The 19,632-nt window shown below is 42.4% G+C and carries 12 protein-coding genes and 1 tRNA gene; 6 read left to right on the top strand and 7 right to left on the bottom strand.

What is annotated here, in order from left to right:
• The first annotated feature begins 171 nt into the window (after window positions 1-171).
• Together DIU38_RS10990 and DIU38_RS10985 are read left to right on the top strand one after the other, a co-directional pair.
• Window positions 172-1,500, top strand: coding sequence for a vanadium-dependent haloperoxidase (locus tag DIU38_RS10990; protein WP_112651316.1), 1,329 nt, complete (start codon window positions 172-174; stop codon window positions 1,498-1,500).
• Between the two features lie 31 nt (window positions 1,501-1,531).
• On the top strand, window positions 1,532-3,571 hold the full coding sequence (locus DIU38_RS10985; RefSeq protein ID WP_243770764.1) for a glycoside hydrolase family 65 protein: 2,040 nt from the start codon (window positions 1,532-1,534) through the stop codon (window positions 3,569-3,571).
• A 98-nt stretch (window positions 3,572-3,669) separates the two neighbouring features.
• Here DIU38_RS10985 and treF read toward each other — a convergent pair whose 3' ends face one another.
• Entirely contained in the window at window positions 3,670-5,262 is a 1,593-nt protein-coding gene (treF, locus tag DIU38_RS10980) for an alpha,alpha-trehalase TreF (RefSeq protein ID WP_112651318.1), read from the bottom strand.
• Between the two features lie 189 nt (window positions 5,263-5,451).
• Between treF and DIU38_RS10975 the strand changes: the two genes are divergently transcribed.
• Window positions 5,452-6,603 (top strand): glycoside hydrolase family 130 protein, encoded by a 1,152-nt coding sequence (locus DIU38_RS10975; RefSeq protein ID WP_112651320.1) that lies wholly within the window; start codon window positions 5,452-5,454, stop codon window positions 6,601-6,603.
• Between the two features lie 446 nt (window positions 6,604-7,049).
• On the opposite strand, the gene DIU38_RS10970 is transcribed toward DIU38_RS10975, so the two are convergent.
• Window positions 7,050-10,472, bottom strand: coding sequence for a DEAD/DEAH box helicase (locus DIU38_RS10970; protein ID WP_112651322.1), 3,423 nt, complete (start codon window positions 10,470-10,472; stop codon window positions 7,050-7,052).
• 125 nt (window positions 10,473-10,597) lie between these two features.
• On the opposite strand from DIU38_RS10970, the gene DIU38_RS10965 reads away from it, so the two are divergent.
• The 3 genes from DIU38_RS10965 to DIU38_RS34865 all read left to right on the top strand — a co-directional run bounded on the left by DIU38_RS10965 (window position 10,598) and on the right by DIU38_RS34865 (window position 14,900).
• Complete coding sequence (locus DIU38_RS10965; RefSeq protein ID WP_112651324.1) at window positions 10,598-13,336, top strand: bifunctional YncE family protein/alkaline phosphatase family protein; 2,739 nt, start codon at window positions 10,598-10,600, stop codon at window positions 13,334-13,336.
• 289 nt (window positions 13,337-13,625) lie between these two features.
• On the top strand, window positions 13,626-14,735 hold the full coding sequence (locus tag DIU38_RS10960; RefSeq protein ID WP_112651326.1) for a deoxyribonuclease II family protein: 1,110 nt from the start codon (window positions 13,626-13,628) through the stop codon (window positions 14,733-14,735).
• A 60-nt stretch (window positions 14,736-14,795) separates the two neighbouring features.
• Window positions 14,796-14,900, top strand: a complete 105-nt coding sequence (locus DIU38_RS34865; RefSeq protein WP_407716476.1) for a hypothetical protein — start codon at window positions 14,796-14,798, stop codon at window positions 14,898-14,900.
• A gap of 701 nt (window positions 14,901-15,601) precedes the next feature.
• Here the strand turns inward: DIU38_RS34865 and DIU38_RS10945 are convergent.
• The 5 genes from DIU38_RS10945 to DIU38_RS10925 all read right to left on the bottom strand — a co-directional run bounded on the left by DIU38_RS10945 (window position 15,602) and on the right by DIU38_RS10925 (window position 19,609).
• Complete coding sequence (locus DIU38_RS10945; RefSeq protein WP_208057513.1) at window positions 15,602-15,859, bottom strand: hypothetical protein; 258 nt, start codon at window positions 15,857-15,859, stop codon at window positions 15,602-15,604.
• A gap of 160 nt (window positions 15,860-16,019) precedes the next feature.
• On the bottom strand, window positions 16,020-17,246 hold the full coding sequence (gene ltrA / locus DIU38_RS10940; RefSeq protein WP_112651330.1) for a group II intron reverse transcriptase/maturase: 1,227 nt from the start codon (window positions 17,244-17,246) through the stop codon (window positions 16,020-16,022).
• A 345-nt stretch (window positions 17,247-17,591) separates the two neighbouring features.
• Window positions 17,592-17,990, bottom strand: coding sequence for an ORF6N domain-containing protein (locus DIU38_RS34445; protein ID WP_112651332.1), 399 nt, complete (start codon window positions 17,988-17,990; stop codon window positions 17,592-17,594).
• Between the two features lie 73 nt (window positions 17,991-18,063).
• Window positions 18,064-19,275 (bottom strand): site-specific integrase, encoded by a 1,212-nt coding sequence (locus DIU38_RS10930; RefSeq protein ID WP_112651334.1) that lies wholly within the window; start codon window positions 19,273-19,275, stop codon window positions 18,064-18,066.
• A gap of 244 nt (window positions 19,276-19,519) precedes the next feature.
• Window positions 19,520-19,609, bottom strand: a tRNA-Ser gene (locus tag DIU38_RS10925).
• Window positions 19,610-19,632: the final 23 nt, after the last annotated feature.

Below are 19,632 nucleotides of genomic sequence, written 5' to 3'. Positions count from 1 at the left end.
TAAAATATGCTGCCTTTTAATTAAATAAAAAAAATGCCTGATCGGGTTAAAAAACTAAGGTGAATATGCTGCAGCGTACTGGAAAAAGCCTATATTGGCTCTTGATCAATCAAAAAACCAACAGATTTTCTCCTTGTGTATCTGTCCGGTTTTTAACCTATTTTATAACTTATGAGATCCTTTTTATTTTGTCTTGCCGGTGTATTATTTTTATTCACATCCTGTAAAAAGCCCTACTATGAAAAAGTACTCCACGATCCCGAACTTTATCGTATAACCGTTAAAAAACTTAATGATATTGTACTGGAAAATAACTTTCCGCCGGTTACAGCTTCCCGTAATTATGTATATGCCAATATAGCCGCTTATGAAGTTATAGCTTCCGGCGATCCTGAGCATTTTAGATCTTTAGCCGGGCAAATTAAGCACTTACCGGCCGTACCCAAAGCATCAAAAGATACTGCTGTTGATTACCAGTTTGCTTCGTTGCTTGCTTTTTGCACAGTTGGCAACGCGGTAACATTTCCGGAAGGAAGTATGGATCAGTATGTTGATGAGCTTAAAAAGAAGGCCAAAGATGCAGGTATGCCGTCTGTTTTATTTGAAGGCTCCGTAAACTACGCTGATAAAGTCGCTAAATTTATATTGAAGTGGAGCAAAGGCGATCACTATGCACAAACCCGGTCTGCAAGTAAATACACGGTAAAACAGCAGGATGGTCGTTGGATCCCCACGCCGCCCATGTACGCGCAGGCCCTTGAGGCCCATTGGGGTGAGATCAGGCCCATGGTGCTGGATTCCACAGCCCAATTTATTCCGCCCGATCCGCCGGCTTTCAATGTTAAAGACCATAATAGTCCGTTTTATAAACAAGCGCTTGAGGTAAAACAAATAGTTGACAGCTTAACCAAAGAAGAGAAACATCAGGCCGATTTTTGGGATGATAATGCCTTTAAACTTAATGTAGTTGGCCATGCATCGTTTGCAACCAAGAAATTTTCCCCTGGAGGGCACTGGATGAATATTACTGCAATCGGTACAAGAAGTAAAAAATTTGATTTTGGAACCACAGTAAGCGTTTATACCGAAACTGCTATTGCCCTGTTTGACGGCTTTATTAATTGCTGGTACCTTAAATACCGCTCAAATTACGTTCGCCCCGAAACCATAATTACCAAATATATGGATGCCGAATGGCGCCCATATATTCAAACGCCTCCATTTCCGGAGTATAGTAGCGGCCATGCCGTAATTTCGGCAGCCGCGGCCGAAGTACTTACCAATAGGATTGGTGATAATTTTGCTTATACAGATTCGTCAGAAATGGAGTTTGGAATCGATCCGCTTTCTTTTAAATCATTTCGGGCGGCCGCGAAATCGGCAGGAATGTCAAGGGTAATGGGAGGGATCCATTTTAAAAATGCCTGTATTGTGGGCAATAAACAAGGCGCCGAGATTGGGCAACTGGTGGTGAAAAAGCTCCAATTAAAGATTAAGTAGCATTTTTTTTATTTTACTTAGATAGTTGATTTTGAATAAGATATTTAAATTTAGTTTCCTTTATGCTTTGCTGGTACCGGTTATGTCTGAGGCGCAAAGCATCGATCCATGGAAAATTAAAGCCGAAAAAATTGATCCCTCAAACTATTACGGAATTACCGTAGCCAACGGGATGATTGGGATAGTATCAGCACCGGAGCCTTTCAAGGTTAAAAATGTAGTACTGGCCGGCGCCTATGATCTATATGGCAGGGGGCGCGTAAGCAATTTCCTAAACAGCTTTAACCTGCTTAATATGTTCCTTGAAATAGATGGCAGGCGGATCGATGCTAAAAGTATTAACAATTTTAAGCAGGAACTGGATATGCAGCATGCTGCGTTCACCACTACTTTTGATTATGCTGATAAAGCAACCATAAAATATACCTATTACTCGCTGCGGCAATTGCCTTTTACCGTTTTGATGGATGTTTCGGTAATGGCAAAACAGGCCATCAACATTACATCGGCCAGTGTAATGGAAGCGCCCGATGCGCTCAAAGAAGTGCAGAATTATTATAACGAAATTGACAGGCCGCATGTAACCATCAGTTTGCTTACTTCAACAGCAAAAAGCCCTACCGGCAAAATGCAGCTGTGTGCATCTACCTCATTTTTATTCAGCGAACCGCACGGACAGGAGCCCCGTATTATTCATGAAATGTGGGATAATAACATGCACCTTATGAAGTTCAGTAAAACTATCGCCGCTGGACAAACTTATAATTATGCGGTAACTGGTTCATCCATAACTTCGGCACACCATGCCGACCCACTGAATGAAGCCGAACGCCTCACCATTTTTGCCAAATTGGAAGGTCGGGACAGGCTAATTAAATTTCACAATAAGGCTTGGGACGACCTTTGGACAAGCGATATCCAAATAGAAGGCGACGATCAATCGCAGCAGGATATTCACAGTATGCTATATCATTTATACTCTTTTTCAAGAGCAGGGACAGCCTATTCGCCATCGCCAATGGGGCTTTCGGGTTTAGGTTATAATGGCCACGTTTTTTGGGATTGTGATGTTTGGATGTATCCGGCTATGCTGGTTTTACATCCCGACATTGCCAAATCTATGATTGAATACCGGTTTGAACGATTGGATGCCGCACGTAAAAATGCGTTTTCACATGGGTATAAAGGAGCGATGTTCCCTTGGGAAAGTGCTGATAGCGGGGTAGAGGAAACACCGGTTTGGGCGTTGAGTGGTCCGTTTGAGCACCATATTACTGCGGATGTAGCGCTGACCGCATGGAATTACTATTGCGTAACCCAGGATAAACAATGGCTAAAAGAAAGAGGTTGGCCGATACTTTCAGCCACTGCCGATTTTTGGGCAAGCAGAGTTGAACGCAACGGACCCGGTCATTATGATATTAAAAACGTAGTAGCTGCAGATGAATGGGCCGAAAATATTGATAACAATGCTTTCACCAATGCTGCAGCAAAAGCTAACTTGCTAAATGCTACCGCTGCTGCCAAAATCTTGGGAGAGAAGGCCGATGTCGATTGGGCAAATGTTGCTCAAAACATCCCGATCCTCAGGTTAGATAACGGCGTTACCCGCGAGCATGCTTCTTATAAGGGTGAAGGGATTAAGCAGGCTGATGTTAACCTGTTAGCTTATCCGCTTAAAACAATAACCGATCCGGCACAAATAAAAAAAGACCTTGAATATTATGAAACCCGTGTACCTAACGAAGGTACTCCTGCCATGACCCAGGCTGTTTTTGCTTTATTATACTCGCGGTTGGGCAATGGCGAAAAGGCATTTCACTTTTTTAAGGATGCTTACGAACCTAATCTCAACCCGCCATTCCGGGTAATTGCCGAAACAAAAGGTGGAACCAATCCGTATTTTGCTACAGGCGCAGGTGGTATTATTCAAAGCTTGCTGATGGGTTTTGGTGGTTTGGATATTACACCAACTGGTATAGTGCAAGTTAAAAGTAAGTTGCCCGCCAACTGGAAATCATTGAAAATTACAGGCGTGGGGATTAATAAGACTACTTATAAAATAAAGTAACTGCTTTATAACTTTATACGTTAGCCCTTTAAAATCTCCTGCGTTTGACAGAGAGAGCGAATTGGCGATTGGCTTCTGAAACTTGCTTTACCAGGTACTTAGTTCTGAACTTCTGCCGGAGCCTTTTCTAATTGCTGGGTATCAATATGATACCTGTTTACTAAGTGCAGTAATACCCCATTCGTCCAGCCGAAGCCATCTTGTAGGGGGTATTCACCACCGCCTGCAGTTAATTGGGTATCAACCACGTTATACTTTTCAAGCAATTTGCCTGTTTGTTTAAATACCCGGATATTAAGTTTAAGCCAGCGGGTGGCTATCTCTTTAGCCAGCGTATTGTAATTGTACTTTTCAAGGCCGTCTATAGCTATGTATTGCAGTGGCGCCCAGCCATTGGGTGCATCCCACTGCTGGCCGGAAAAGTTGAGGGTAGTAACCAGTCCGCCGGGTTTCAGGAAATTATTTTTAAGCCCGTCGGCTACAAGGCGGGCTTGCTCATCACTGGCAATTTTAAATTCGAGAGGGAACTCACCGGCAAGTGTTTCCACGGCAGATTGTTGTTTCAACTGCCAGTTGTAATCACCAAACCAGCCTGTTTTCTGGTTCCAGCAATATCTCAGGATAGCAATCTTACGGTCACGGGCTCGTTTTAGATACATTTTAGCAAGCTTGGCATTCTGACCCTGGTTCAGACTGCGGGCGATTGTCATTTCCAAATTATACAAAAGACAGTTCAAATCTACGGGGATAATATCAATGGTTTGTATAGCTGGCAGTTTTCCTGAAGCATCAAACCAACGGGTGCTGAAATCCCAACCTGAAGCTGCAGCCGCCCGTACGTTGCGGTAAAATTGCGCTGCCGGTTGTTTGCTTTCTTTGGCGGCATCAACATCTTTTATATACGATTCTTCGCGGGGTTCATCACTTTCGTCCCAATAACGGTTCAATATCTGCCCATCCGGCATTCGTACAATCCGGTGTGTAGCCTGATTGGCTTGTACAGTTTCCCAACCATACATCCAATATTCATATTCTTTGATCAATTGCGGCCTGAAATATACCAATACTTTCTCTCCCTCAATTTTTGCCAACAGGTTTACCATCATAGCAAAAAATGGCGGTTGCGAACGGGTAAGATAATAACTTCGGTTGCCATTGGGTATAAAGCCATATTTATCAATGAGGTAAGCAAAGTTTTCAACCATGTTGCGGATCACTTTAACCTGGTGACTTTCCTGTAAACCCAGCATCGTAAAATAAGAGTCCCAATAGTAAATTTCCCTAAACCTGCCACCAGGTACAATGTAAGGGTTAGGCAGCGCCAGGGTTGATGAAAAAGGTTTTGCTTCATCCGGACGGCGTTGTAATACCTGCCACAAAGTATCAATATGTTTGCGGATACCGGCCGATATATCAGTTTGAAAATTGTTGTGGGATACAGGTACGTTAAAATTGGCCAATACAAATGTCTGCAGGTTAAACCCCGGCTGATCTTTCTGTTCGTTATAAGCTTTCATGATCAGTGCTGGATCCTGTTTGGGTGTTGCGTCGACAAAAGTTTTGTTATCAGGGAAAATGGTTGAAGTTTGAACCGCCTCAAACAATCCTGGAAATTGTTGCCGGGGTGTAAGTGTTTGTGATTTTGCATTAAGTACAACGAATAAAAATGCGAGTAAAAAAAGTTTTCTCATCGGCCTAAAATTATACCCTGCTGCGGGATGGGTAACTGGTTTATAACAGACCATAAATTTACTATTTTTGAAAAGAATATAACTGGTATTTGGTTTGTTTTCAAGGTTTTTTGTGCGATATTATCGCAGAGAAATAATAGATATCGGGGCATAGGCCAATTATAAAACAAAATATACAATCCATTTATTATGATAAACTTTTTACGGAAGGGAAGTATTATATTTTCGTTATTACTTACCCAGCTATGCTATGGACAGTCGCGAGTGAATACCCTGCCTTCCTGGGCGTTTGGTGGCTTTGTCCGGCCGGCAAATACCAATCCTATTATCTCACCAGATACGATTTCACGCTTTCTTGATCCGATGAGTAAAAAGCAGGTGCAATGGGAGGCCAATGACACTTTTAACCCGGCCGCAACCGTAAAAAACAACAAAATAATAGTATTATACCGGGCGGAAGACCTATACGGCATCGGTATTGGCTTCCGTACTTCACGTGTTGGGTATGCCGAAAGTGCCGATGGTATTCAGTTTAGCAGAAGGAAAATCCCGGTGCTGTATCCCGATAATGATATTGCTAAAAAGTACGAATGGCCCGGAGGCTGCGAAGACCCTCGCGTAGCCGTTACCGCCAGGGGGACTTATGTTGTTTTTTACACCGAATGGAACCGCGACTTGCCAAGGTTAGGTGTAGCCACATCGAAAGACCTCATCCATTGGAAAAAACACGGGCCGATATTTGAAGCTGCCTATCATGGCAAGTTTTTCAATATCGCCAGTAAATCGGCTTCTATATTAACCCGGGTGGTTAATGGCAAACAAGTGATTATTAAAACAAATGGAAAATATTGGCTGTACTGGGGCGAACATCACGTATACGCGGCAACATCGACAAACCTGGTAGACTGGGCCCCGGTGGTTGACAATAAAGGAGAGTTGAAAGAACTTATGTCACCACGCAACGGGTATTTTGACAGTGACCTCACCGAATGCGGCCCGCCCGCATTGATGACCAAAAACGGTGTAATCCTCTTTTACAACGGCAAAAACAAACCCGCCGAAGGCAGGGACACCCGGTTTAACCCTAATTCATACTGTGCAGGTCAAGCCTTGTTTGATGCAAAAGATCCTTCTAAACTCAAAACACGCCTCGATATTCCTTTCTTAAGACCAATGGAACCTTTCGAGAAAAGTGGTCAATATATTAACGGAACAGTTTTTATTGAAGGAATGGTTTATTTTAAAAGGAAATGGTTTCTTTACTATGGCTGTGCAGATTCACGGGTAGCCGTAGCTGTATATGATCCATCGAAACCGGCGCCTCCTGATCCGGTTGAATAGTATTTTACATTTGTTTACTGTTAAAGAGAAAAATACAGCTTAAAATCTTTAGTTGTGACGGCTAAAGTTTTATCTTCATAGCTGAAATCTTTATTATGCTTTTTATCTTAATCTCAGTGGCAATTATTCTTTTTATTGCTCACGTTATTTTGTTATTTAGTTCGTTTTCAAATGCCAGCATTATGCCATCGCGCTATTTTTACTCGCATCTAACGCTTTGGCTTAGCGGCTTATCTGTGTTTGCTTTAGCTGCCTGATATAGTGGTACAAACCGCTCAGCCTTCCTTGATTATTTTAATACCTGGATGAGGAGATCATATATCGTGCTGTTTACTTTTGGGCTGTCATTAGTTGCTCACGTTATTGTTACTTTTTTAGTTCTCCCGCTATTACAAAAATCTAAAACGCAATAGTGACGGGTAGCTTGAATGCTCAACAATGATTAACTAATTCAATAAATCAAGGAGGTCATCTTTTGACAATGGACTTGTAGAAACGCTGTCGGGCCTGTTCAGGCTATTGGCGATATCCTTTTTTGATTGCTGCATCACCATAATCTTCTCTTCGATAGTGCCGGGGCAAATGAGTCTTACTGCCACAATTTTTTTATCCTGCCCTATGCGATGGCAGCGGTCTATAGCCTGGTTTTCGACAGCCGGGTTCCACCACGGGTCGACGAGGTAAACATAATCTGCTTCTGTTAAATTAAGACCAGTACCACCAGCTTTTAGGCTAATTAGGAACACCCTGATGCCGGGCTCGTTTTGAAACTCATTAACCACTTGCTCCCGTTTGCGGGTTTGACCGGTGAGGTACGAGAAGCGAATCTCGCGGGATATCAATTCCTTGCGGATAAGATCAAGCATGGAAACAAACTGCGAAAATACGAGGATCTTATGCTGGTGCTTTTTGCTTTCTATTTCTTCAATCAGCGTTTCCAATTTGGCCGATGCATCACCCGGCATTTTCTCGCCTTTTATGAGCATCGGCGAGTCGCAGATCTGCCTCAATTTGTTTAATCCTTTTAATACGTTCATCGAGCTCTTTTTTAGCTCTTCGTTTGTTGTGGCCGAAATGTACTCTCTGAATTCTTTTTCGTATGAGTCGTAAATATGACGCTGCTCCTGCTTCATTTCGCAATACAATACCATTTCGGTTTTTTCGGGCAGTTCTGTTGCAACCTGCTGTTTAGTACGTCGAAGTATAAAAGGCTTTACTTTTTCCTGTAGTTCGGCCGCGCGTTTGCTACCCTTAAATTTATCGATTGGAACAGCATAAATATCCTTGAAATATTGTTTGCTCCCCAATAAACCGGGGCAGGCAAATGAAAGTTGACCATACAAGTCGAATGTGTTATTTTCTATCGGGGTACCCGTTATAGTAATTTTATTGCGCGATTTTAGGAGCCTTACAGCCTTGTAACGCTGCGATTCGGGATTTTTTATATTCTGCGATTCGTCGAGAAAAACGTAGTTGAAATTAAAATCCTTTAAAAAATTAACATCTGACAGTAATGTGCCGTAGGAAGTAAGCACTATCTCATACTGGTGCAGGTGTTTGGTATGCTTAAGCCGTTCAGCACCGTAAATGGTATGGATGCGGATAGAAGGCGCAAATTTTTGTACCTCTTGTTGCCAGTTAAACAGGAGCGAGGTGGGCACTACAATAAGGTTAGTGTTGTTTTCTGTTTTACTTCGCTGCAAAAGTACAAATGCTATCACCTGAAGGCTTTTACCCAGACCCATATCATCGGCAAGGCAGCCACCAAAATTAAGGTTATCTAAAAAATTTAACCAGTTTAAGCCCTGGCGCTGGTAAGCACGAAGCGTTCCGTTTAGTCCGGGAGGAACCGGTACTTCATCAATGGTGTCGGTACCGGTAAGTTTTCTGTTGTATATCGCAAGCTCGTTTCGCACGTCCTGGTCAAGCATTTCCTCGTCGTAATATTGCTGTATAGCAGTATAATTACTTTTTGAAGTATGCAGCGTATCATCATCAGCAATCTCTCCCGAATTAAAATAATCGGTGAATTTCTCTATCCATTCGGTTGGCAAAATTCCCCGGGTTCCATCATCAAGGCGTACATACTTGCTTTTATTTTTTACAGCCTGGTGAACCTGTTTCAACGAAGCTCTTTTTTTGCCAAATTTTATATCGATAACTGTATTGAACCAGTTGATCCCGCTCACTACGTTGATAGTAATCTTTACTTTATGAGGGTTCAGCTTGTTGCCTTCCAGTTCGTTAAAGCCGAGTATTTCGATATTGTGGCAATGCCATTCGTCAAATACATTTAAAAACCACTCCTCATCTAAAAAGTACCTTTTATGCAGATAAAAGTAATCAAGGCCGTTATCCAATTGTTCGTTAAAATAAGGATGTTGTTTTACAAGCAGGGCTGTAAAGGCTATTTCCTCATCATCGCGCCGTTTAACTAAAAATTGGTTGCCTTTTTCGTCGGTTCCGTAGATCTGCCTTTGCGTGCGAATCGGGATCTCGGCCTCACCATAACGCAGCACAGGTATGATCATGACATGTGCGCCAAAGTCCGACAGATAAATGATCTTCTCGGCGGGCTGATCAAAGCCTTCTTTTTTTATTTGCTCCTGTGTTGCAGGTTTAATGTAAGTATAATCAATAAGAAGCTTGTTTTCCAGTTTGTTAAGCAAATGCGATTTTAATTCTGCAAACTTACTCTTATGTACCTGCAGGCTGCCTTGTTTCTTTTTCAAAAGGTCGAGGATATTTAATACCTGTAAGCTTTCAATAAGATAAAGCGTGTTGCCTATGCCGATAAAATAGGTATACCTGATATCAAGATCCTTAACATTATACAGCAAACCATCAATGTTTAAAATGCCGCTTATTTCATAAAAATCATCCCAGGTATTTACTTTCAGCTCGATATCACTTTTTAAATTCTTAACCAGTACAGGATTTATTGAGCCAGCTGTTACGTTGTCTGAAACGGTATTGTCATGCGCGTAGAAACTGTAGGCCAACGGGTTTTTAACGATAGCCTTTAGTGCAGCAATATCGGCGGCGGTTATTTGTGTGTTTATATGATTTTGAAACTTGTGTACCCCGGTAAAGAATTTGAGTTGCTGTGCGTCATTCGTTTCCCAGATCAGCTCTAAAGGAGCTATAGGCACCAGCGGGTTCTTGATTTTTCCATCTTTGGTGCTTTGTGCGGTGTATAGTTCAATAAATAAATATTTATAATATTTATGCTGTTTCAGCACGATACAGGTTGTTTTATCGGTGTCCTCGCCGGGGTGCCCAACCGGTTCGGAAACGTCATTAACTATAACACTTTGCAAATTTGCAAGGCTTTCTTTAGTAATGGCTGTTAACGCGGCGGAGCGGGGGACTATTTCGAAATTTTTAGACAATGGTCTTACCTCAAAAAACTTATCCAGGTCAGGCTCGTCTTCAAGCCCGTAATCGACCGCTGCTTTTTTTAGTTTTGTATCCCGTAGTTCATCATCAAAAAACACCCTAAACTCATCACGCTGTGTTATTGCCGATAGTACCTGTGCCTGGTGCTCGCACAGTTTATTACCTGTAGCATGGCACCCGCACGAAAGTGCCAGCTGCCCTTCATGACTGGTAATGATTACCTCGGGGAAGGCAACCGTACCCGACTGATTGGTAAAAGCCCCGTGGTTAATTTCCAAATGTTTGGCCAGTATTTGCCTGTAACTTTGCTTGTCAAAATAAATGCTGACGGCTGCGTGAGCAGCAATAACACTTTCGCTAAGGTCGGTTATGGCTGCGCCTTTGATGATGACATTATGGTTGCTTTCGCCTTCCTGGTAGCTGATTATCCTGATCACTCGTACATTGATGTGTTGCCGGGTAAATATCATAACAATTATATAAAAGAAGACAATCACCAACGCATTTTCGTGAACTATGTAACAATTATATTCTTTATCAAATATTTATCTTTAGTAAACGTATCTGCCTTAATTTAGCCACTTAGTTCAGTACTATGAAGTATTCCAAATTACTATCGCATCTATCCATATTAGCAATCTCTTTTTTCCTTTATGCATGCCACACCGTTTCTGGCAATAAGCGAGCCTCCGATAATGAACAGGTTAATATGCATAGCGCTTATGACGACAGCACACTAAATCGCCATATATTGCCGGTTTTAATGCCCTACAACCGTATTATCGATCCGGCAGGAACAGTGATATCATTTGGCGATGCATCCGACGAAAATCATAGCATGGACGTAAGGCTGATCCCCGGCACCAGGTTTATCGCTGTCGAAGACCGGTATGGGCTTACTATAATCGATACTGTAGCTAAGAAAGTTTCCAACCGCTGGACTTATAAACAAGATCCCCGCTATCGCGAACTTACAAGCACTTACTCCGGCTTAAAAGTTGTGAATATTGACAATCAAACTCAAATATATTGGAGTGCTGCAGCAGGCAAGGGTAAGGATTCAAAATCATACGTTTTCCAGGCTATCTGGAAAGATGGCAAAATCAGCATACAAAACACTTTCAATTTTAAAGTTGAAGGTGAATCGCCATTGGCATTACCTAACGATTTAGCCATCAATAAAGAAAACAGCATAAATTACTTATATGTAGTTTTAAACGGGAATAATCAACTGGTAAAGATTAATTTAACTGACAATAAAACCGTTTGGACAAGATCGACCGGTGTTGCACCTTATGGATTGACGATAGCAAAGGGCAAGATATTTTTAACTAACTGGGCCGGCCCGCAAGCTATCGATACATTGAAGCGTGAAACAGCGGGTGTACCATACGGCAAAGCCTATATCGACCCAAAAACCGGTGCAACGGTACAAGGCACTGTAATGGTTATGGATTTGGCTAAAGGCAATGTGATTAAGGAAATTGCTGTGGGGCTGCATCCTAATGCCATTATCAACAGTGCCGATGAGGATTTTGTTTATGTGGCGAATGGCAATAGTGACATGGTATCGGTAATTTCAACAAGTTTATTACAAAATGTAGCAGCGATTGATGTTAAATTAAATCCTGGTAAAAAAAGTTATATAGGTGATACGCCCAATGCTTTAACCATTAATGCCGATGGTACTATACTGTATGTAGCAAATGGTTTGGATAACGCTGTGGCCATGGTAAAATTGGGTAGTAAAACATCTCTTAAAGGCACTGGTAATAACGAAGTGAAAGGCTTTATTCCAACCGAAGCATACCCCGGCGGCCTGGCTGTTGACGGTAATAATTTATTTGTAACCAATCTGGAAGGAGAGGGCTCGAGGGTAAGTACCGATGAGATAGGCAAAAGCAATTTAAAAGGTGACTTACCCTCGGGAGCAAATGGTACGGCTTATAACTCGCACCATTCAAAAGCTACCGTATCAATAATAACTATTCCGGATGATGCTTTGCTAAAACAGTATACTCAAAAAGTCCAAAACCTAAATCTCAGTTTCCGCCAGCAGATAGCGCAGTTACTGCCCCGCAAAAATATTGCGCCTAAACCCATACCAGAGCGTATTGGCGAGCCTTCGGTTTTTAATCACGTACTTTATATTATCAAGGAAAACCGTACATACGACCAGGTTTTGGGCGATATGCCTGAAGGTGAAGGCAATAAATCGCTTTGTATTTATGGTGATAGTGTTACTCCTAATCAGCATAATTTGGCGCGCAATTTTTTATTGCTTGATAATTATTATGCCTCGGGAAAATGCTCTGCCGAAGGGCACCAATGGACTGATGCCGCTATGGTAACCGATTATGTTGAAAAAAGTGTACGCTCCTGGTTTAGAAGTTATCCGCATGTGCAGGAGGATGCTTTGGTTTATGACGGGAACGGTTTTATCTGGAATAATGCCGCCGATCACGGCAAAACGGTCAGGATTTATGGTGAAGCATGCGCCGTACATTTTGATGATAAGTTAAGCTGGAGCGATATTTATAACAATTACACAGCAGGTAAACCATTCGCATTTAAAAACACCAGCACTATTTCTCGGGTGAGGCCAATGCTGTCACAAAACTTCCCGGGATCCGACGAGCATAAGATTAATGAACAGTTACGGGCCACCGCTTTTATTAAAGAGCTTCATGAATATGAGCAAAAGCCCGGCGACCAGTTACCGCAACTGATGATCATGGCCCTATCGGCCGATCATACTGTAGGCACCAGGCCAGGCTACCCGACACCTGACGCTATGGTAGCTGATAATGACCTGGCGCTCGGCCGTATTGTTGAAGCAGTCTCAAAAACTCGTTTTTGGAAAAATACGGTAATATTTGTCACCGAAGATGATTCACAGGCAGGGTGGGACCATGTATCTGCATATCGTACTACAGGGTTTGTGATTAGTCAGTATAGCAGGTTACAGCATAAGGTGGGCAAAAACTATAATCAAACCTGTATAGTGCGTTCTATTGAGCAAATATTGGGCTTACCACCAATGAATATCATCGATGCTACTGCATTACCTATGTTTGATTGCTTTACCGGCAAGCCATCTGCATACACTTATACCAGTTTAAAAAACAGGGTTCCGCTCAATAAAATCAACCAGCCTTTTTCTGCGCTCAAAGGCTCTGCATTGCATTTTGCACAATTATCATCAAGACCTGAATACGATCATATTGACGGTGGTAATGATGATGTGATGAACAGGATACTTTGGTTTGCGGCTAAGGGTGAAAAAGCTTATCCCGCTAAACTGGCGGGCAAAGATCAAGACGATGATGATTGATCGGGAAAATAGCTGGGTTTAATCTCTCTTCCACAGGTTATCTGTATCATATTATATGGATGCTTAGAGCTCGCTTTCTTAACCAGATAGCGAGTTTTTTTATAGCTGATTGCCTTAAATTTCTATTGATCGATTAATTGTTTTATGCGTAAAAATACGGGAAACTCTTCTGGAAATTCCGTGAAATTACGTGGTCATTTATGCACGATATTACTTTATCTTTATTGCAAACCTCGTCAATGCCTGCAAACAATTAATCAATTAATTTTTCAACCTAACCAAAAAAGTTATGAAAATTTCTGCGCTTGATGAGAACGGCGCACCAGTCGACTGGTGGTTTATCTACAAAGTTCCGCAACTTGACGGAGGTGTGGGTAATGACAAAGCTACAGGGTACGAATATGTTTATTACGACTCAACTATCGATGCCAATACCGACGCCCGAAAAAGGACGATTACAAAGTCACCCAATGTTTTGAATGGCGATAAAGGAGCACTCAACCTGACTATGGACTCCGTATTCAAAAACATTAAATCACCGGCTCCGAGTACCGGATGGGTTCTTTATAATGACGAGATGCCCGAAAGTGCCAATAAACATGATGATGGCACCAAAGGGCATACTAAGGGAGTATTGGCATTTGATACCGAATCTAAAACTGCATTTTGGTTGCTTCACTCATGGCCAAAATTTGCAGACCCTGGTGCCATCAAAGATCCTACTCCCAAATACGGGCAAACCTATATGTGCATTTCATTGGATTTGGATACCACTAATCTTATTGCCAAACAGATGCTGAACCACCAGGAGCCGCAAATCTATCTTTATAATTCCGCCAATCTGCCCGCAACTGCCGAGTTGCATTCGCTCACACAGCCTTTGGCGAGCCACCCGATTGCCCTGGGCGACTCCATTGATTTAAAGTCTATTGGCGGTATGTCATTCAAAGTTATAGCCAAGAACCGGGAATGGAATAAAGATTTTTGGAACGATTTGGTAGGGCCTGTCTTAAATGATGATTTAGACATTGAAACCTGGATCCGCGGTCCTATTCCACCTATCGCTGATAGCGATGGCATTCATAAGACTTTTGACATCAAATATATCAATTTAGGTTTCATGGGCGCACACTGGGCCTGGCCCGAAACACATGACCATGCCAAATGGGGAGTTACATTGCATGATCCCTGGGTTTGTGTTGGCGATATCAACCGCATGATTTCGCAAAGAAGGCGCGGCGGCTGTACAATTGCATTTCAAAATCAAACCTTATGGTCGGGTTTATCCAAAACAAGTTTGCTTTTAGCGCCTCCGGGGCATAACAGGACCGAAGCTCACGTGCTGATCCAAAAAACACATCATCTTCATGCCGAAGCACCATTGAGGGAACAACAGTAAACAATAAGAGTAACACAGATCTTGGAGCAAACTATTCGTGAGCAAGGTAAACCAAAATGTATGAGGGTAGATAATGGGTCCGAATTCAACAGCAAAGGGTTCAAGGATTGGTGTGAGGGTAAGGATTTTACAGTTCAATTTACACAGCCAGGCAAGCTAATGTAGAACGGCCATATCGAACGCTTTAACAGAAACTTTGGGGAAACATCTTGGATGCTTACCTATTTAAAGATATTCATCAGGTATAGTTTTAACCGATGAATGGATGGAAGATTACAATTACCGTAGGCCGCATGAAGCACTGTGACACATAACTCCTGACCTGTATAAGCTGCTAAACCGTGGAGATATTGGAAACTCGATCGGGTTTCCAATATCTCCACGGTTACAACAACAATGATAATTATATTTTTGAATCAATAAGTCTACAAACACCAGTCCGAACTAAGGGAGGGTTACATTGTAAGTGTGAAAGCAAAGGTTTTGATGCAAAAAAAGGATAAAAGGGATAAAAAGGCATATCATAGCTGACACTTTGGGGATGATTCTTGCAGTGGTGGTTCAAGGCGCATCGGTTCAGTTCAGGGCGGTAACAGGGCTATGGATATCGTTGATAAACTTTTATCGAGGACAGCGGTGTTGACTATTGGATATACGGCATCATCACGATGCTACCCCTGAATTTGATATCGGGAAAACTGAGCTGCTAACCAACCAACTCGGATATGTACACCAGGATGAGCATAGCAGTTTTGATCGCGGCAAGACAATAACAATTGATGCACAGATCGCATAAATGATTCACTGGCGTGGATTTCCATGCCAGTGTTCCTAAATATATAAAGATAAATTGAATGCCTGCTTTTTTAAAAGCTATCAGTATCAGGCATATAACCTATTCTTTTTCTGTCCATCGGCTGCGTTTTTTTTTCGATCAGTTCATCGAGATAGCCGAATACCAATTCAAGGCTTTTATCCTGCCTGATGAGTTTGCTTTTGATCTGTTCAATTTCCAACCGGAGTTCGGTGTTATTGAGGTACATGTTTCGTATCCGGTTGAATATCCGCATCACCTGAATATTAACCTGGATGGCCTGTTTGCTGTTCAATACGCTTGAAAGCATCAGCACCCCATGCTCAGTGAATACATAGGGTAGCTTTCGCCTTCCCCCTCGTTTTGATGTGTCGAGTAGCCAAGGGGAGTTGCACCCCAAGGCCCTCACAGAACCGTGCTTAAGACTCTCGCCTTACACGGCTCTTCCAGATTAGATTTGACCAATTACATTATGGTCTCAACAATTGCCAATGTACAAATAGACCCGGCTGTGTTTTGTAAATACCCTGAAGCCAGCGATATGCTCGCTTCTTGCTGAACAGCCGGGTTTTCATAACCCAGCGAACCAGCCGATTGTTCATCCACCACCACAAGTCTGTTGTTGTCCATTTGTTCCATTTACAATAGTAGGCTATCCATCCCCGAATTTTCGGATTCAATAGAACTGCCATCCGTTGTATTGGAATTTGCTTTCGTTTAAACTGCATCTCCCGGACACTATCCTTTACACTTTTCTTCGCAACGCTGGACATACATGGCGTGAATGCTAATTCCCCACCATCTTTGTGAGCAATCCAGCGTGGCCTAAAGGTGTAACCTAAGAAGTTAAAGCTTCTTTTTCCGTGTCGGGATAGATACCTACTGCTTGGACAAGACACAATGTTGGTCTTGTCTTCATTCAATTCCAGCTTACAGTCATTAAGCCTACATGCGATTTTCTGTTTCAGATACTCGGCTTGTGCTAAACTCGCACAATGTACAATGATGTCGTCACAGTAACGTTCAAACTTAATAGGCGGGAAATTCTTTTCCATCCATTTGTCAAAAGCGAAGTGCAGAAAGATATTGGCTAACAACGGGCTTATTACACCACCTTGCGGTGTGCCTTTTTCTCGTTGTTCAATACCCGTTCCTTTCATCACTCCCATTTTCAACCATCGTTCCACGTACATGAGAACCCACTTTTCCTTTGTGTAATGTTGCACGGCCTTCATCATCAACTCATGGTCAATGTTATCAAAGAAACCTTTAATGTCCAGATCAATTACCCAGGATAAATGCTTACACCATTTATGGGTTTGAGCCAATGCCTGGTGAGCACTTTTCCCTTTGCGGTAACCGAAACTGCTTGGATGAAAACTTTCATCAACCTTTGGTTCAAGATAGCTTTTGACCACTTGCTGGGCAATTCTGTCTTCCACTGTTGGAATACCTAAACTTCTTGTCCCGCCTGATTTCTTGGGTATCTTCACTTCTTTAACAAAAGAAGGAAAATAGCTTCCCGAACTCATTCGATTCCATAGCTTGTAAAGGTTGTCCGATAGGTGTTTAGCATAATCGCTTATGCTTTGATCATCAATACCCGCACTTCCACCGTTGTCTCTTACATGTTTGTAAGCATCCAGTACCATTCTTTTCGTAATTGGATGAGTCTTTGTTTCGTAATAATCAATCATCCCTTGTTACAGTTGTTGTTTACATTGAAACTAATCTGGTTCAGCCCTTTGCTCTTGCCTGTTTTCACAGGCCGTCAACACTACTACGACTGAATCCGTCCCTGTATCGTCTTGCGGTATTCGCCTAACAGTTTCGCTGCTTGTGCTTTCCCCTAATTTAGTCGATACAAGTTCCCTTATTCCGTTAAAACGCCTGATGCGGCTTCCTGCTACCTATGCACCGCCTGTCGCTTAGCCAACTCCAGTTTACTGCCGCTAAGCTTTGTCTGAAAGGAAATGCGATACTTTCATTTTGACAGGGTATTCTTCACATATCGATGTTTTAAGTAGGTAGTTCACTTTCGTTCAGCTCTCCGCATCGTACCTGACAGCTATCATGCTGCCTTTTGCCCAGTCGCTCAGTACCAACACCTTTCGGTTGAAAGCACCACTGGGTGGTTTGCAGGGTATGTCTGTCATCCCCTGCGGTGGCCCAAACCACCATCGTCTTAACAGCACGTGACCGCGCGTCACTACAAGGCGCACCGCAATTTGCGACATCAAACTTTCAAACTCCGATTCATTCAACCTGAACATAAAATCGTCTGGAAACCTGTCCATGTTCCTGGTTACCTGTTCGTTCAAGCGCCGTGTTTCTACGCCATAAAGTTCAGCTAGATCGCTATCAAGCATAACTTTCTGTTCCCTGATATAATAGATCTTGGTCATGATGATATCGTCTGATATTGAAGTTGTATTGCTCATTGATTCCTTGTTTAAAAATTAAATAATTAACCATAGCGCCACTGATGGCTCTATGGTTGTGTAAATAGGCGGTCTAATAAAGCTTCCTTAGCTTAGACATGTCCTGGGCTACTTTCATATCAAGGATCTTGGCGTAATGCTGAGTGGTTTTAATATTGGTATGGCCAAGCATTTTTGATACGCTTTCAATGGAAACGCCATTTGCAAGCGTTACGGTAGTCGCGAATGTATGACGGGCAATGTGATAGGTTAATTCTTTATTGATACAGCAGGCATCTGCTATTTCTTTCAAATAGCTATTCATTTTCTGGTTGCTTAATACAGGGAGTAACAAACCATCGTTCACGCATTGAGGATGCTCTTGATATTTTGCCATTAATGCTAAGGCTTGCGGGAGCAGGGGGATGCGGGAAGAAGTATCCGTTTTTTGACGACTGGTGTAAACCCATTTCTGCCCGTCGATTCCGGTGACAATTTCCGTACGTTTTAGCTTCTTCACATCGGCATAAGCTAAGCCAGTGTAGCAGCTGAAAAGAAAAATGTCCCTTACCTGAGACACCCGGTCGCTAACCAGCTGCTTATTCGCCATCACCTCCAATTCTTCGGCATTTAGAAAATCCCGTTTAACTTCCTTTACTTTTGGTTTGTATTTAACAAACGGATCTCTATCAAGCCAGCCATTTGCGATACAAATCAGAATAATCTTTTTAAAGTTCTTAAGATATTTGACCGTCGAATTGTTGTTGCAGCCTCTTTCTGAGCGGAGATAAAAATCATAAGCCATGATAAACTCATGGTCAATTGCCCGGATGTCGATATCGGGGGCATTATATTGCCAGATCAAAAATGCCTGAGTATGCTTCAAGCTTGTTTCGTAGCGGTCAAGCGTACCTTTTGCATATTCTTTGCCAATAAGCGTGGCAACCTGCCTGTTGTGTTCCTGAAATATCGGCACCAACATTTTTCCAGGTGAAGGCTTGCCGCCGAGAAGTCTGTCTTTTAAATTAGCCGCGGTGATCAACAACTTTCGCTCTATCATATCACAGTGAACATCATACACTTGGTGTTCTAAAGTTTTCAGGTAGGCATTGATACTTTTTGTATCCTCATTGTTCCCGGTTAACTTCTGACCGTTTGTGTCCCATTTGTCGGCATTGACATAGCGTTTAGAGGAGACTTCGATGCGTAGGCCATCAACAGTGATACGGAGATAAACAGGGGCGAGGCCTTCGGCATTTGTTTTTGATCTCTTTACGAAAAAGAGCAGGTTAAAAGATTTGTTCATCGCTGAAGCTTTTAAGTGAATAAAATTAATTACATATCCTGCTGAAATCAAGATGTTTAAATACTGAACATGCTCAATAACAGTGACTTATAAGCATTCCGGTGACCTGTAAGATTACCTTAAAAAAGGTCACCCACGGGGCACCGGAATAAAGCGATTGATTGCTTTATTTTGGTGAGGGCTAAAAACAGAAAGCGCCGTAAATAATTCATTTACAGCGCTTTGATTCTAATTGAATAATACTTGGCGGAGAGTTAGGGATTCGAACCCCAGGAACCTTTCACAGTTCAACAGTTTTCAAGACTGCCGCAATCGACCACTCTGCCAACTCTCCGGGGACAAAAGTACAAATCCGGG

The organism is Mucilaginibacter metallidurans (genome assembly GCF_003286435.2).
GTDB lineage: Bacteria > Bacteroidota > Bacteroidia > Sphingobacteriales > Sphingobacteriaceae > Mucilaginibacter > Mucilaginibacter gossypii.
This window is presented reverse-complemented; position numbering and strand designations above follow the sequence as displayed.